Source organism: Pseudomonas sp. R-28-1W-6, assembly GCF_009799925.1.
Lineage (GTDB): Bacteria > Pseudomonadota > Gammaproteobacteria > Pseudomonadales > Pseudomonadaceae > Aquipseudomonas.
Map to the genome: position 1 here is coordinate 471,067 of NZ_WELK01000001.1, position 14,971 is coordinate 486,037.

The 14,971-nt window shown below is 67.2% G+C and carries 16 protein-coding genes; 6 read left to right on the plus strand and 10 right to left on the minus strand.

What is annotated here, in order from left to right:
* Positions 1 to 45 precede the first annotated feature (45 nt).
* The 4 genes from F3I62_RS02090 to glyQ are packed head-to-tail and all read right to left on the minus strand — an operon-like array spanning position 46 to position 4,364.
* Positions 46 to 819, minus strand: a complete 774-nt coding sequence (locus F3I62_RS02090; protein ID WP_160488026.1) for a 1-acyl-sn-glycerol-3-phosphate acyltransferase — start codon at positions 817 to 819, stop codon at positions 46 to 48.
* Positions 820 to 831: 12 nt separating this feature from the next.
* On the minus strand, positions 832 to 1,362 hold the full coding sequence (gene gmhB, locus F3I62_RS02095) for a D-glycero-beta-D-manno-heptose 1,7-bisphosphate 7-phosphatase (protein WP_160488027.1): 531 nt from the start codon (positions 1,360 to 1,362) through the stop codon (positions 832 to 834).
* Between the two features lie 3 nt (positions 1,363 to 1,365).
* Entirely contained in the window at positions 1,366 to 3,420 is a 2,055-nt protein-coding gene (glyS, locus tag F3I62_RS02100) for a glycine--tRNA ligase subunit beta (RefSeq protein ID WP_160488028.1), read from the minus strand.
* Complete coding sequence (gene glyQ, locus F3I62_RS02105) at positions 3,417 to 4,364, minus strand: glycine--tRNA ligase subunit alpha (protein ID WP_160488029.1); 948 nt, start codon at positions 4,362 to 4,364, stop codon at positions 3,417 to 3,419. The genes glyS and glyQ overlap by 4 nt, the downstream gene beginning before the upstream one ends.
* A gap of 81 nt (positions 4,365 to 4,445) precedes the next feature.
* Between glyQ and F3I62_RS02110 the strand changes: the two genes are divergently transcribed.
* From F3I62_RS02110 to F3I62_RS02120, 3 genes are all read left to right on the plus strand, one after another.
* A complete protein-coding gene (locus tag F3I62_RS02110) occupies positions 4,446 to 4,997 on the plus strand; it encodes a DNA-3-methyladenine glycosylase I (protein ID WP_160488030.1) in 552 nt (183 codons plus the stop codon).
* Between the two features lie 54 nt (positions 4,998 to 5,051).
* On the plus strand, positions 5,052 to 5,939 hold the full coding sequence (locus tag F3I62_RS02115; protein ID WP_160488031.1) for a lysophospholipid acyltransferase: 888 nt from the start codon (positions 5,052 to 5,054) through the stop codon (positions 5,937 to 5,939).
* A gap of 61 nt (positions 5,940 to 6,000) precedes the next feature.
* A complete protein-coding gene (locus F3I62_RS02120; protein ID WP_160077373.1) occupies positions 6,001 to 6,267 on the plus strand; it encodes a PilZ domain-containing protein in 267 nt (88 codons plus the stop codon).
* Between the two features lie 67 nt (positions 6,268 to 6,334).
* Here the strand turns inward: F3I62_RS02120 and F3I62_RS02125 are convergent, their stop codons facing one another.
* Genes F3I62_RS02125 through def form a run of 5 tightly spaced genes read right to left on the minus strand, consistent with a single transcriptional unit; the run spans position 6,335 to position 10,891 of the window.
* Positions 6,335 to 6,673 (minus strand): tetratricopeptide repeat protein, encoded by a 339-nt coding sequence (locus F3I62_RS02125; protein WP_160488032.1) that lies wholly within the window; start codon positions 6,671 to 6,673, stop codon positions 6,335 to 6,337.
* A gap of 9 nt (positions 6,674 to 6,682) precedes the next feature.
* Positions 6,683 to 8,056 (minus strand): Trk system potassium transporter TrkA, encoded by a 1,374-nt coding sequence (gene trkA, locus F3I62_RS02130; RefSeq protein ID WP_160077369.1) that lies wholly within the window; start codon positions 8,054 to 8,056, stop codon positions 6,683 to 6,685.
* 11 nt (positions 8,057 to 8,067) lie between these two features.
* Complete coding sequence (gene rsmB / locus F3I62_RS02135) at positions 8,068 to 9,381, minus strand: 16S rRNA (cytosine(967)-C(5))-methyltransferase RsmB (protein WP_160488033.1); 1,314 nt, start codon at positions 9,379 to 9,381, stop codon at positions 8,068 to 8,070.
* A complete protein-coding gene (gene fmt / locus F3I62_RS02140; RefSeq protein ID WP_160488034.1) occupies positions 9,378 to 10,325 on the minus strand; it encodes a methionyl-tRNA formyltransferase in 948 nt (315 codons plus the stop codon). The genes rsmB and fmt overlap by 4 nt, the downstream gene beginning before the upstream one ends.
* Before the next feature lie 59 nt (positions 10,326 to 10,384).
* Entirely contained in the window at positions 10,385 to 10,891 is a 507-nt protein-coding gene (gene def, locus F3I62_RS02145; protein WP_160488035.1) for a peptide deformylase, read from the minus strand.
* Positions 10,892 to 11,024: 133 nt separating this feature from the next.
* Between def and F3I62_RS02150 the strand changes: the two genes are divergently transcribed.
* The 3 genes from F3I62_RS02150 (at position 11,025) to F3I62_RS02160 (ending at position 13,811) form a co-directional block, all read left to right on the plus strand.
* Positions 11,025 to 12,050 carry a LysM peptidoglycan-binding domain-containing protein gene (locus tag F3I62_RS02150; protein ID WP_160488036.1) on the plus strand — a complete coding sequence of 342 codons (1,026 nt, stop codon included), beginning with the start codon at positions 11,025 to 11,027 and terminating at the stop codon, positions 12,048 to 12,050.
* A 64-nt stretch (positions 12,051 to 12,114) separates the two neighbouring features.
* Positions 12,115 to 13,212 carry a DNA-processing protein DprA gene (dprA, locus tag F3I62_RS02155; protein ID WP_160488037.1) on the plus strand — a complete coding sequence of 366 codons (1,098 nt, stop codon included), beginning with the start codon at positions 12,115 to 12,117 and terminating at the stop codon, positions 13,210 to 13,212.
* Positions 13,213 to 13,253: 41 nt separating this feature from the next.
* The gene (locus F3I62_RS02160) at positions 13,254 to 13,811 is read left to right on the plus strand and encodes an L-threonylcarbamoyladenylate synthase (RefSeq protein ID WP_160488038.1); all 558 of its coding nucleotides are present in this window, start codon (positions 13,254 to 13,256) and stop codon (positions 13,809 to 13,811) included.
* Positions 13,812 to 13,915: 104 nt separating this feature from the next.
* Here the strand turns inward: F3I62_RS02160 and F3I62_RS02165 are convergent, their stop codons facing one another.
* The gene (locus tag F3I62_RS02165; protein ID WP_160488039.1) at positions 13,916 to 14,893 is read right to left on the minus strand and encodes an NADPH:quinone reductase; all 978 of its coding nucleotides are present in this window, start codon (positions 14,891 to 14,893) and stop codon (positions 13,916 to 13,918) included.
* Positions 14,894 to 14,971 lie beyond the last annotated feature (78 nt).

Here is a 14,971-nt window from a genome sequence, read left to right on the forward strand (position 1 = left end):
GTATCTATTGAGCGGATTTCGTGCACAGCTTATCCACAATTGCCCTCAAACGACTTCGGAGGCCTCTGCCGGCTCGTCCTGCAGCGGCACGGCGGAGATTCGCTGCTGGGTCTGCTTGACCCAGGCGAAGGCCCGCTCGTTGAGTTCGGCGATGGCGCGCGGGCCACTGCCCTCGGCGTGCATGACCGGGCCGATGACCACCTTGATGGTGCCCGGGTACTTGGCCCAGCCCTGCTTGGGCCAGAACTCGCCGGCATTGTGGGCGACCGGCAGTACCGGCAGGCCGGCATTCACCGCCAGCGCCGCACCGCCGCGGGAGAACTTGCCGATATGCCCCGGCGGAATCCGCGTGCCTTCCGGGAACACCAGCACCCAGGCGCCCTGCTCCAGGCGCTCGTGGCCCTGCTTGGCCAGTTGCTTGAGCGCCGCCTTGGGGTTGCTGCGGTCGATGGCGATGGGCCTGAGCAGGGCCATCGCCCAGCCGAAGAACGGCACGTGCAGCAGCTCGCGCTTGACCACCTGCGACAGCGGCTCGAAGAAGGCGGAGAGGAAGAAGGTCTCCCAGGTGCTCTGGTGCTTGGCGAGGATCACGCAGGGCCGCTGCGGGATGTTCTCCACGCCTTCGACCTCATAGCGCAGGCCGACCACGGTTTTCGCCAGCCAGGTGGCGCAGCGGCACCAGGTCTGGATCACCAGGCGATAGCGGGCGCGGAACGGCAGCAGCGGCGCGATGAACACGCACAGGGTGCACCAGACGAACGCGCTGGCGGACAGCAGCAGGTAGAAGAGGAAGGTTCTGAGGGCCTGCACTGTCGACATTGAGCTTTGACCTTAGAGAAGAAGCCGATCGGCGATGGCCGCCAGATCATCGAATACCAGGGTCCCCGCAGGCAATGGCTTGCCGAGGGTCCGTTCACCTTTGCCGGTCTTCACCAGAACCGGTTGGCAGTGGACGGCCAGCGCGGCCTCGAGGTCACCGCGACTGTCGCCGATGAACCAGACGCCGTCCAGTGGCACGGCGTAGTGTGCGGCGATCTGCTGCAGCATGCCCGGTTTCGGCTTGCGGCAGGCACAGCCATCGTCCGGGCCGTGCGGGCAGTGCACGATCAGGCCGACTGCGCCGCCCTGCTCCGCCACCAGCTCACGCAGGCGCGCGTGCATGGCCTCGAGGGTGGCCAGGTCGTAGTAACCGCGAGCCAGGCCGGACTGGTTGGTGGCCACCGCCACGGTCCAGCCGGCCTTGCTCAGGCGGGCGATGGCCTCGACCGCGCCGGGCAGTGGAATCCACTCCTCCAGCGACTTGATGTAGGCGTCGGAGTCGTAATTGATCACGCCGTCGCGGTCGAGGATCAGCAGCTTCATCGATCAGCCCAGCAGCGAGATGTCGGCGACGCCGAGGAACAGCCCGCGCAGCTTGGCCAGCAGGGCGTAGCGGTTGGCCCGTACGGCGGCATCCTCGGCGTTGACCAGCACCGCCTCGAAGAACGCATCCACCGGCTCGCGCAGGCTGGCCAGTTGCTCCAGCGCCTCGCGGTAGCGGCGCGCGACTGCCAGCGGTGCCACGGCCTGTTCGGCGGCGGCCACGGCGGCGGCCAGGGTCTGCTCGGCACCGGCTTCGAGCAGGGCGTTGTCGACGCTGGCCGGGATCTGCCCGTCGAACTTGCCCAGCAGGTTGGACACGCGCTTGTTGGCCGCGGCCAGGGCCTCGGCTTCGCTGCGCGCGCGGAAGGCCTGCACGGCCTGCACGCGCTGGTCGAAGTCCAGCGGCGCGGTCGGGTTGAGGGCGCGCACGGCCTGGTACACGGCGACGTCGACGCCTTCGTCTTCATAGCGCGCACGCAGGCGATCGAAGATGAAGTCCTGTACCTGAGCGGCCAGGCCGGCGGTCTTGACCTTGTCGCCATACTGATCGATGGCGAAGGCGATGGCTGCGCCCAGGTCCAGGTCCAGCTGCTTCTCGATCAGGATGCGCAGCACGCCCAGCGCGGCACGACGCAGGGCGTAGGGGTCCTTGGAGCCGGTGGGCAGCATGCCGATGCCGAAGATGCCGACCAGGGTGTCGAGCTTGTCGGCCACCGCCACGGCCGCGCCGGTGAGGGTCTGCGGCAGCTCGGCGCCGGCGCCGCGCGGCATGTACTGCTCATTCAGCGCCTGGGCCACGTCGTCGGCCTCGCCGTCGTGCTTGGCGTAGTAGTAGCCGGCGATGCCCTGCATTTCCGGGAACTCGCCGACCATCTCGCTGGCCAGGTCGCACTTGGAGAGGATGCCGGCACGGGCCGCACGGGTGGCGTCGCCGCCGATGCGCTCGGCGATGAAACCGGCCAGGGCGGAAACCCGCTCGGCCTTGTTGAACACGCTGCCGAGCTGGGCCTGGAACACCACGTTGGCCAGGCGCTCGTTGCGCTTCTCCAGTGGCTGGCGCTTGTCCTGCTTGAAGAAGAACTCGGCGTCGGTGAGGCGCGGGCGCACCACCTTCTCGTTGCCGGAAACGATCTGCGCCGGGTCTTTCGACTCGATGTTGGCCACGGTGATGAAGCGCGGCAGCAGCTTGCCGTTGGCGTCCAGCAGGCAGAAGTACTTCTGGTTGTCCTGCATGGTGGTGATCAGCGCTTCCTGCGGCACCTCGAGGAAACGTTCCTCGAACGAGCAGACCAGCGGCACCGGCCATTCGACCAGGGCGGCCACTTCATCCAGCAGCGCCGGCGGGACGATGGCGGTGCCGTTCTCGGCCTTGGCCAGTTCTGCCACGCGCGCGGCGATCTGCTCGCGGCGCTTGGCGAAGTCGGCGACCACGAAGGCGCCGCGCAGGTCGTGGGAGTAGCTGGCCGGGCTCTCGATCGCCACTTCGAAGTTGGCGTGGAAGCGGTGGCCGCGGGACATGCGCCCGGCCTTCTGGGCGAGGATTTCGCAATCGACCACGTGCTGGCCGAACAGCATCACCAGCCACTGGCTGGGGCGGACGAATTCGGTCTTGCCGGCGCCCCAGCGCATGCGCTTGGGGATCGGCAGGTCGTTCAGCGCTGCGGCGACTATGTCCGGCAGCAGGCTGACGGTCTTCTGCCCGGCGATCGACTGGCTGAACTTCAGCTTCGGCCCGCTCTGGTCGATCTGGCTCAGCTCGACGCCACACTTCTTGGCGAAGCCCAGGGCGGCCTGGGTCGGGTTGCCGTCCTTGTCGAAGGCGGCCTGCACCGGCGGGCCGTCGAGGTTGACGGTGCGGTCCGGCTGCTGGCTGGCCAGCGCTTCGACCTGCACGGCCAGGCGGCGCGGCGCGGCATAGTAGCGGGCCTTGACGTAGCCCAGGCCGGCGGCCTTGAGGCCCTTCTCGACACCGGCGAGGAAGGCTTCGCCGAGGCTCTTCAGGGCTTTCGGCGGCAGCTCTTCGGTGCCCAGTTCAACCAGGAAATCATGGGCGCTCATTCTGCAATCTCCAGCTTCGCCAGTACTTCGTCACGCAGTTCGGGGGTGGCCATCGGGAAGCCGAGCTTGGCGCGGGCCAGCAGGTAGCTCTGGGCGATATTCCGCGCCAGGGTGCGCACGCGCAGGATGTATTGCTGGCGCGCGGTCACCGAGATGGCGCGGCGGGCATCCAGCAGGTTGAAGCTGTGCGAGGCCTTGATCACCATTTCGTAGGCCGGCAGCGGCAGCTGCAGCTCCATCAGGCGGTTGGCCTCGGACTCGTAGAAGTCGAACAGGTCGAACAGCTTGTCGACGTTGGCGTGTTCGAAGTTGAAGGTGGACTGCTCCACTTCGTTCTGGTGGAACACGTCGCCGTAGGTGACCTTGCCGAACGGGCCGTCGGAGTAGACCAGGTCGTACACCGAGTCGACGCCCTGCAGGTACATGGCCAGGCGCTCCAGGCCGTAGGTGATCTCGCCGGTGACCGGGTAGCACTCGACGCCGCCGACCTGCTGGAAGTAGGTGAACTGGGTGACTTCCATGCCGTTCAGCCAGACTTCCCAGCCCAGGCCCCAGGCGCCGAGGGTCGGCGATTCCCAGTTGTCCTCGACGAAGCGGATGTCGTGGACCAGGGTATCGACGCCGATACGGCGCAGCGATTCCAGGTACAGGTCCTGGATGTTCGCCGGGTTCGGCTTGAGCACCACCTGGAACTGGTAGTAGTGCTGCAGGCGGTTGGGGTTCTCGCCGTAGCGGCCATCGGCGGGACGCCGGGACGGCTGCACGTAGGCGGCGTTCCAGGTCTCCGGGCCGATGGCGCGCAGGAAGGTGGCGGTGTGGAAGGTGCCGGCACCCATTTCCATGTCGTAGGGCTGCAGGATCACACACCCCTGCTCGGCCCAGTAACTCTGCAGGGCAAGGATCAGACCTTGGAAGGTGCTCACGTCGGGCGTAGTCTGGCTCACGAATTTCACCGGTATCGAGGCTTGGGCATAAAGCCGGGCAGTATACCCGATCAATTCTGCGGAAAGCGCAAGGAAGGCCCCATGCCACGCTGCTTCTGGTGTAACGACGACCCGCTGTACATCGCCTATCACGACCTGGAATGGGGCGTGCCACTGTACGACGCCGAGCGCCTGTTCGAGCTGTTGTTACTGGAGGGCTTCCAGGCCGGCCTGGCGTGGATCACCGTGCTGAAAAAACGCGCGCGCTACCGCGAAGTGCTGTGGGGTTTCGATGTGCAGCGCCTGGCGCAGATGAGCGACGAGGAGATCGACGAGCTGATGCAGGACCCGGGCATCATCCGCAATCGCCTCAAGCTCAAGGCCGCGCGACAGAATGCGCGGGCCTGGCTGGAGCTGGAGGATCCGGTGGCGCTGCTCTGGTCTTTCGTCGGTGGAGTGCCGAAGATCAACCACTTCGCCGGCCGTGGCGAAGTGCCGGCGGTGACCAGCGAGGCCGAGGCGATGAGCAAGGCGCTGAAGCAGCGCGGCTTCACCTTCGTCGGCCCGACCATCTGTTATGCCTACATGCAGGCGGCGGGGATGGTCATGGACCACACCATCGACTGTGACCGCTACCGCGCATTGCGTGGCTGAACCCGGCGGTCACACTGGTTACAATGCCCGCCCCTTTCCGTTCGGGAGTTGCTCGTGGAAAAGTTCAAAGGCGCCCTGGTCGTCGGTTTCCTGCGCTTGTTCGCCCTGCTGCCCTGGCGCGCCGTGCAGGCCGTGGGCAACACCATCGGCTGGCTGCTGTGGAAGCTGCCGAACGGCTCGCGCGAGGTGGTGCGCATCAACCTGGCCAAGTGCTTCCCGGAGCTGGATGCCCAGGCCCGCGAGGCACTGGTCGGGCAAAGCCTCAAGGACATCAGCAAGACCCTGACCGAGAGCGCCTGTGCCTGGATCTGGCCGGCGCAAAAGTCCCTCGCGCTGGTGCGCGAAGTCGAGGGCCTGGAGGTGCTGCAGCAGGCCCTGGCCAGTGGCAAGGGCGTGGTCGGCATCACCAGCCACCTGGGCAACTGGGAAGTGCTCAACCACTTCTACTGTGCGCAGTGCAAGCCGATCATCTTCTACCGTCCGCCGAAGCTGAAGGCGGTGGACGAGCTGCTGCGCAAGCAGCGGGTGCAGATGGGCAACCGGGTGGCGCCGTCGACCAAGGAAGGCATCCTCAGCGTGATCAAGGAAGTCCGTCGTGGCGGTGCCGTGGGCATTCCGGCGGACCCCGAGCCGAGCCGCAGCAGCGGGGTGTTCGTGCCGTTCTGCGGCACCCAGGCGCTGACCAGCAAGTTCGTCCCGGGCATGCTGGCCGGCGGCAAGGCGGTCGGCGTATTCCTGCATGCGCTGCGCCTGGACGATGGTTCCGGATACAAGGTGATTCTCGAAGCGGCCCCCGCCGGCATGTACAGCGAGAATGTGGATGAAGGCGTAGCGGCCATGAGCGCGGTGATCGAGCGCTACGTACGGCGCTACCCCAGCCAGTACATGTGGAGCATGAAGCGCTTCAAGAAGCGCCCGGACGGCGAGCAGAAATGGTATTGATGCCGGTGCCGTTAGCCAGTACCGTCAGCACAACTTTCCACGGCAAGGCTACAGGGTAGGCATGGACAACAAGCGCGAGCACAACCGCACCCCGCTCAAGGTCCAGCTGCGCATCGACCATCCGGTGCACGGCCAGATGATGGTGACCACGCGCGACATTTCCGAGAGTGGCGTGTTCGTGGTGATCGACGATGCCCAGCGCCTGCTGCAGATCGGCGAGAAGGTCAGTGGCCAGGTGCAAGGCCTGCCCATGGAGGCGCCGGTGGTGCAGATGGAAGTGGTGCGCTTCGAACCCAGTGGGGTGGCGCTGATCTTCCAGCGCGATTAAGGGCTACGCGTAGGGTGCGCCGTGCGCACCGGGAGCCCGCAGCTGCCAATGGTGCGCACACCGCACCCTAAGGGGTTCCACCTTCCTGACCGGCCGCCTTCTCCAGACGCCGCAGAAACACCTGCATTTCCTTTTCCGTCTGCTTGTCGCCGCGCCTGCGCGCCACTTCCAGGCCGTTGTGCCAGGCCAGGCGCGCCTCCTCGAGCATGCCCTGGCGCAGGCAGGCCTGGCCCAGCAGTTTCCACGCCGCCGAATAGTTGGGGTCGAAGCCCAGGCACTTCTGCAGGTGCTCGGCGGCCAGCGCCGGCTCGCCGGCGTCGAGGTAGCCCTTGCCCAGGCCGAAACGCAGCAGGGCGTTGTCGACCCCCTTGGCCAGCAGCTTTTCCAGGGAACTTGGCGTGGTCATGGCATGGGCTCAGAAGAAGGTCAGACCTACCTGGAACAGGCGTTCCACATCGCGAATGTACTTCTTGTCGACCAGGAACAGGATCACATGGTCACCCGACTCGATCAGGGTGTCGTCGTGGGCGATCAGCACTTCCTCGTCGCGGATGATCGCGCCGATGGTGGTGCCCGGCGGCAGGGCGATCTCCTCGATCATCCGCCCGACCACCTTGCTCGACTTGGCGTCGCCGTGGGCGATGGCCTCGATGGCTTCCGCCGCACCGCGGCGCAGGGAGTGCACGCTCTCGATATCGCCGCGGCGCACATGGGTCAGCAGGGTGCCGATGGTGGCCAGCTGCGGGCTGATGGCGATGTCGATATCGCCGCCCTGGACCAGGTCGACATAGGCCGGGTTGTTGATGATGGTCATCACCTTGCGCGCGCCGAGGCGCTTGGCCAGCAGGGACGACATGATGTTGGCCTCGTCGTCGTTGGTCAGGGCCAGGAAGATGTCGGCGTCGTTGATGTTCTCTTCCACCAGCAGGTCGCGGTCGGAGGCGCTGCCCTGGAGGACGATGGTGCTTTCCAGGTTCTCCGAGAGGTAACGGCAGCGGGCCGGGTTCATCTCGATGATCTTCACCTGATAGCGGCTCTCGATGGCCTCGGCCAGGCGCTCGCCGATATGTCCGCCGCCGGCGATCACCACCTTCTTGTAGCTGTCTTCCAGGCGGCGCATCTCGCTCATCACCGCACGGATATGCGCCTTGGCGGCGATGAAGAACACCTCGTCGTCGGCTTCGATCACAGTGTCGCCCTGCGGCATGATCGGCCGGTTGCGGCGGAAGATCGCCGCCACCCGGGTGTCGACGTTGGGCATGTGCTGGCGCAGCTGCTTGAGCTGCTGGCCGACCAGCGGGCCGCCGTAGTAGGCCTTGACCGCCACCAGCTGGGCCTTGCCCTCGGCGAAGTCGATCACCTGCAGCGCACCGGGGTATTCGATCAGGCGCTTGATGTAGTTGGTCACCACCTGCTCGGGGCTGATCAGCACGTCGACCGGGATCGCCTCGTTGTCGAACAGGCCGGCGCGGGTCAGGTAGGCCGCCTCGCGCACCCGGGCGATCTTGGTCGGGGTGTGGAACAGGGTGTAGGCGACCTGGCAGGCGACCATGTTGGTCTCGTCGCTGTTGGTCACCGCCACCAGCATGTCGGCGTCGTCGGCGCCGGCCTGGCGCAGCACGGTGGGAAAGGAGCCGCGGCCGACCACGGTGCGGATATCCAGGCGGTCGCCGAGGTCGCGCAGGCGGTCGGCGTCGGTGTCGACCACGGTGATGTCGTTGGCTTCCCCGGACAGGTGTTCGGCCAATGTACCGCCGACCTGGCCGGCGCCGAGAATGATGATCTTCACTGATCGCTCCGTTAGCCGCGTGCTGAGGCGGCGATTTTTATCAGCTTGGCATAGTAGAAGCCGTCGTGGCCGTCGACTTGAGGCAGCAGTTGGCGCCCATGGGCCGTCTTGAGACCGAAGTCACCGCCGATATCCAGTTCGCGTGCACCTGGGGTACGGGCGAGGAAGGCGGCGATGTTGTCGCTGTTCTCCTGCGGCAGCACCGAGCAGGTGGCGTAGAGCAGCACGCCACCCACTTCCAGGGTCGGCCACAGGGCGTCCAGCAGTTCGCCTTGCAGTTGGGCCAGGGCGCCGATGTCGTCGGCCTGGCGGGTCAGCTTGATGTCCGGGTGGCGGCGGATCACTCCGGTGGCCGAGCAGGGCGCGTCCAGCAGGATGCGCTGGAACGGCTGGCCGTCCCACCAGGCGGCGGTGTCGCGGCCGTCGGCGGCGATCAGGGTGGCCTGCAGCTGCAGGCGTTCGAGATTTTCGCGCACGCGCAGCAGGCGACTTGGCTCCAGGTCGAGGGCGAGCACTTCGGCGAGGCCCGGTTCGACCTCGAGCAGGTGGCAGGTCTTGCCGCCTGGTGCGGCGCAGGCATCCAGCACGCGCTGACCGGGGGCCAGGTCGAGCAGCTGGGCGGCCAGCTGGGCGGCTTCGTCCTGCACGCTGACGCGGCCGTCGGCGAAGCCCGGCAGGCTCTTCACATCGCAGGGCGCGAGCAGGCGGATGCCGTCGCGGCTGAAGCTGCAGGGTTCGGCCGCGAAGCCGGCGCCGCGCAGTTCGGCCAGGTAGGCGTCACGGCTGCCGTGGCGGCGGTTGACCCGCAGCAGCAGCGGTGGGTGTTCGTTGTTGGCGGCGCAGATGGCTTGCCAGTGCTCGGGCCAGTCGGCCTTCAGGCGCTTCTGCAGCCAGCGCGGGTGGGCGGTGTGCAGCACCGGGTCCTTGTCCAGGCTGGCGCAGAGCGCCTCGCCGTCGCGCTGGGCGTTGCGCAGCACGGCGTTGAGCAGGCCCTTGAGCGAGGACTTCTTCAGCTTGTCGACGCAGGCCACCGTCTCGCCGATCGCCGCGTGGGCCGGGATGCGGGTGTAGAACAGCTGGTACAGGCCGATCAGCAGCAGCGCCTCGACGTCGCGGTCGGCGGCCTTGAACGGCTTCTGCAGCAGCTTGTCCAGCAGCAGGGCCAGGCGCGGTTGCCAGCGCGCGGCGCCGAAGGCCAGGTCCTGGGCCAGGCCGCGGTCGCGCGCCTCGACCTTGTCCAGCAGCGGCGGCAGGCTGCTGCCCAGCGAGGCCTTGCCATTGAGCACGGCGGCCAGGGCGCGGGCGGCGGCCAGGCGCGGATTCATTGTCCGAGCACCAGGCCGGGGGCGAACTGCTCGCGGCGGCTGTTGTACAGGTCGCTGAAGGCCAGCGGCTTGCCACCGGGCAGCTGCAGGCGGGTCAGGCGCAGGGCGCCCTCGCCGCAGGCCACGGTCAGGCCGTCCCTGCTGGCGGCGAGGATCTGTCCGGGCTGGCCCGCGCCTTCGCCCAGCGTGGCGGCCAGCACTTTCAGCGGCTCGCCATGCAGCGTGCTGTGGCAGATCGGCCAGGGGTTGAAGGCGCGTACCAGGCGCTCCAGCTCGTCGGCCGGGCGGCTCCAGTCCAAGCGTGCCTCGTCCTTGTTCAGTTTGTGCGCGTAGGTGGCCTGGGTATCGTCCTGCACTTCGCCGCGCAGCGGGCCTGCGGCCAGCTTGCCCAGCGCCTCGACCACCGCCGCCGAACCCAGCCGGGCCAGGCGGTCGTGCAGGCTGCCGCCGGTATCGTCGGCGGTGATGGGAGTGCTGACCTTGAGCAGCATCGGCCCGGTATCCAGGCCGGCCTCCATCTGCATCACGGTAACGCCGCTGCTGGCGTCGCCGGCCTGTACCGCGCGCTGGATCGGCGCCGCGCCGCGCCAGCGCGGCAACAGGGAGGCGTGGCTGTTGATGCAGCCCAGGCGCGGGGTGTCCAGCACCACCTGCGGCAGGATCAGGCCGTAGGCCACCACCACCATCAGGTCCGGCTGGAGCGCGGCCAGTTCGGCCTGGGCCGCCGGGTCGCGCAGGGTCTGCGGCTGGTACACGGCGATGCCGTGCTGCAGGGCCAGCTGCTTGACCGGGCTGGGCGCGAGCTTCTGCCCGCGCCCAGCCGGGCGGTCCGGCTGGGTGTAGACGGCGACGATCTGGTGGCCAGCACCCTGGCGGCCGGCGTCGAGCAGGGTCTGCAGGTGCTGGGCGGCGAATTCCGGGGTGCCGGCAAAAACGATACGCATGGATCACTCACTGCTGGAAAAGAAAAAGGCTTGCCGGAGCAAGCCTTTGGAAATCGGGGTCAAGCTTGCTGGCGGTGCTGTTTTTCCAGCTTCTTCTTGATCCGGTCGCGCTTGAGGCTGGACAGGTAGTCGACGAACAGCTTGCCGTTGAGGTGGTCGCACTCGTGCTGGATGCACACCGCCAGCAGGCCCTCGGCGACCAGCTCGTAGGGCTGGCCGGTACGGTCCAGCGCCTTGATCCTGACCTTCTGCGGGCGGTCGACATTCTCGTAGAAGCCCGGCACCGACAGGCAGCCTTCCTGGTACTGGTCCATCTGTTCGGTGAGGGATTCGAACTCGGGGTTGATGAACACCCGTGGCTCGCTCTTGTCCTCGGACAGGTCCATCACCACCAGGCGCTTGTGTACGTTGACCTGGGTCGCGGCCAGGCCGATACCGGGCGCGGCGTACATGGTCTCGAACATGTCGTCGATCAGCTGTTGCAGCGCGTCATCGAACTGGGTGACCGGCTTGGCAATGGTGCGCAGGCGCGAGTCGGGAAATTCGAGGATGTTGAGAATCGCCATAGATGTTTGTGATGCACTTGTGGAATAAAGTCAAAAAGCGCTGCTAAGATGATGAACAGCTTTGAAAAACGGCTTTGAAGCCACGTATTCTGCGGCTTACAGGCGCCAGCCACATAATAAAGGGATTCACCGCATGAGGAAATCACTACTCGCCCTGCTGCTTCTCGCCGTTGGCGGTCTAGCCCAGGCAGAAGTGCAGCTCAAGGAAGGTCATCCAGACCGCTATACCGTCACCAAGGGTGACACGCTCTGGGATATTTCGGGCAAGTTCCTCAGCCAGCCCTGGAAGTGGCCGGAACTCTGGCACGCCAACCCGCAGATCGAGAACCCGCACCTGATCTACCCGGGCGATACCCTGAGCCTCATCTACATCGATGGCCAGCCGCGCCTGACCCTCAATCGCGGTGCCTCGCGCGGCACCATCAAGCTGTCGCCGCAGGTGCGCAGCACGCCGATTGCCGAGGCGATTCCCGCCATTCCGCTGGAGGCGATCAACAGCTTCCTGTTGACCAATCGCATCGTCGACACTCCGGAAGAGTTCACCCAGCGGCCTTACATTGTGGCCGGCAACGCCGAGCGTGTGGTCAGCGGCGCTGGCGATCGCATCTATGCCCGCGGAACCTTCGACCAGGCCGACCCGGTGTATGGCATCTTCCGCCAAGGCAAGGCCTATACCGATCCTGAGACCAAGGAGTTCCTCGGCATCAATGCCGACGATATCGCCAGCGGTGAGGTGGTGGCTCAGGAAGGCGATATTGCCACTGTCAGCCTGAGTCGCACGACCCAGGAAGTGCGCCTGGGCGACCGTCTGTTCCCCACCGAGGAACGTGCGGTCAACTCGACCTTCATGCCCAGCGAACCGGCGACCGAGGTCGATGGCGTGATCCTCGATGTGCCGCGCGGCGTGGCCCGCATCGGCCAGTTCGATGTGGTGACCCTGAACAAGGGCAAGATCGACGGCCTCAGCGAAGGCAACGTCCTGGCGATCTACAAGACCGGTGAAACCGTGCGCGATCGCATTACCGGCGAGTCGGTGAAGATCCCGGACGAGCGTTCCGGCCTGCTGATGGTGTTCCGCACCTACGAGAAGCTCAGCTACGGGCTGGTGCTGTATGCCACCCGCGACCTGGCGGTGATGGACAAGGTGAAGAACCCGTAATACCCGGAACCCCCGCCACTGCGGGGGTTCTGCTTTCTGTCTGCGCTTCGTCAATCGATCAAGGATGATCGCCGTGACTACCACCTCGCCTGCCGAACTCGAGGCGCGCCTGCGCCTGCACTGCCTGCCCGAACTGGGCCCCCGGCGTTTTCGTCGTCTGCTCGATGCCTTCGGTTCGGCATCCGCCGCCCTCAGCGCGCCGGCTTCGGCCTGGCGCTCACTGGGCTTGCCGCCAGCCTGCGCGGAACTGCGGCGTGCCGCGAAAACCCGTGAACGGGCGGCGCAGGCGCTGGCCTGGTTGGGGCAAACCAACCAGCATCTGCTGATGTGGGATCAGCCGGCCTACCCGGCCCTGCTCGCCGAACTGCACGATGCCCCGCCGTTGCTGTTCGTCGCCGGTGATCCGGGCATTCTCGAACTGCCGCAACTGGCGGTGGTCGGCAGCCGCCGTGCCTCGCGCCCGGGGCTGGATACCGCCCAGTCCTTTGCCCGCAGTCTGGCCGGCGGCGGCTTCGTGATCACCAGCGGCCTGGCCCTGGGCATCGATGGCGCGGCCCATCAGGGGGCGCTGGATGCTCCCGGCAAGACGGTGGCGGTGCTCGGCACCGGCCTGCTGCGGCCATATCCGCAACGCCATGTCGGCCTGGCCGCACGTATCGTCGAGGGCGGTGGCGCGCTGGTCTCCGAGCTGCCGCTGGACTGCCCGCCGCAGGCCAGCAACTTCCCCCGGCGCAATCGCATCATCAGCGGCCTGGCTCTGGGCGTGCTGGTGGTCGAGGCCAGCCCGTCCAGCGGCTCGCTGATCACCGCCAAGCTGGCCGCCGAACAGGGCCGCGAAGTCTACGCGATTCCCGGCTCGATCCATCATCCCTGTGCGCGTGGCTGCCACCAGTTGATCCGCGACGGCGCGACGCTGGTTGAGAGCGTCGAGCATATCCTCGAGGCCCTGCGTGGCTGGCAGAATGCGCCGCCCGCGCTCAGCAGTCAGCCGGCCGACGAGCATCCGCTGCTGCTGCACCTGCGCGCGGCGCCGCAGAGCAGCGAAAGCCTGGCGCAGGCCTGCGGCTTGGCGCTGGGCGAAACTCTGGCGCTGCTGACCGAGCTGGAGCTGGAGGGCCGCGTGGTGTGCGAGTCGGGTCGCTGGCTACACCGCGCCGGCTGAGGCCGGTACACTCGCGCCAGTGATTCTGGTCGGGGGTAGGCATGCACAGCAGTTGGCAGGTAAAGCGCATCGCGCAGATCGTTCGTCAGGGCGGGGTGATCGCCTACCCGACCGAGGCCGTCTGGGGCCTGGGTTGCGACCCGTGGAACGGGGAAGCGGTGGAACGCCTGCTGGCGCTCAAGGATCGTCCGCTGCACAAGGGTCTGATCCTGGTGGCAGACAACATTCGCCAGTTCGATTTCCTCCTCGAAGATCTGCCCGAGCGCTGGGTCGACCGCCTGGCCAGCACCTGGCCGGGGCCGAACACCTGGCTGGTGCCGCACCAGGACCGCCTGCCCGCGTGGATCACCGGACAGCACAACAGCGTGGCCCTGCGCGTTAGCGACCATCCGCTGGTGCGCGACCTCTGCGCCCTCACCGGCCCGCTGGTGTCGACCTCGGCCAATCCGGCCGGCCGCCCCTCCGCCCGTTCGCGCCTGCGCGTCGAGCAGTACTTCCACGACCAGCTCGACGGCGTGCTCGGCGGCGCCCTCGGCGGGCGGCGCAATCCCAGCCTGATCCGCGACCTGCAGACCGGTGATGTGATACGACCGTCGTAGGTTGGGTTGAGGAGCAACGCGACGAAGCCCAACGGACGATCACTGGCTCAGCCGCAGAGTCGCCAGCTGGATCGCCCGTTGGGCTTCGCTGCGCTCAACCCAACCTACGGCAACAGGATGGTCGAGCCGGTGGTCTGCCGGCTGCTCAGTGCCTCGTGGGCCTTGGCCGCATCGGCCAGGGCGAAGCGCTGGCCGATGTCCACTCGCAGCTGGTCGCCGGCGGCCAGGGCGAACAGCTCGTCTGCCATCGCCTGCAGGCGTTCGGCCGGGCTGGCGTAGTGGCCCAGGGTCGGCCGGGTGACGTACAGCGAGCCCTTCTGCGCCAGGATGCCCAGGTTCACTCCGCTGACCGCCCCCGAGGCGTTGCCGAAACTGACCAGCAGCCCGCGCGGCGCCACGCAGTCCAGCGACATCTCCCAGGTGTCCTTGCCCACCGAGTCGTAGACCACCGGGCACTTCGCCCCGCCGGTCAGCTCCAGTACCCGCGCCGGCACGTTCTCGCGGCTGTAGTCGATGGTCGCCCAGGCGCCGTGGGCCTTGGCCAGCGCCGCTTTTTCCGCTGACGACACGGTGCCGATCAGCTGCACGCCGAGCGCCCGCGCCCACTGGCAGGCGAGCAGGCCGACGCCGCCGGCCGCGGCGTGCCAGAGAATGGTCTGCCCGGGTTGCACGGCGTAGGTCTGGCGCAGCAGGTACTGCACGGTGAGGCCCTTGAGCATCAGCGCCGCGGCCTGCTCGAAGCCGATCGAGTCCGGCAGCCTGACCAGGTGGCTGGCCGGCAGCACGTGCAGCTCGCCGTAGGCACCCAGCGGCCCGGTGGCATAGGCGACGCGGTCGCCGACCTTGAGGTGCCGCACCTCGCTGCCCAGCGCCTCGACCTCGCCGGCGCCTTCGTTGCCGAGGCCGGACGGCAACGCCGGCGGCGCATACAGGCCGCTGCGGTAATAGGTGTCGATGAAGTTCAGGCCGATTGCCCGGTTGCGCACCCGCACTTCCTGCGGGCCCGGCTCGGCCGCCTTGTAGTCGAGGTACTCGAGCACCTCGGGGCCGCCGTGGCGGGAGAACTGGATGCGTTTGGCCATGTCCGCGATTCCTTGACGAAAGAGCCTCCATGCAAGCGCTCCGGCTGACCGCCGTCAAGCCTGCGGGGCGGACGACGA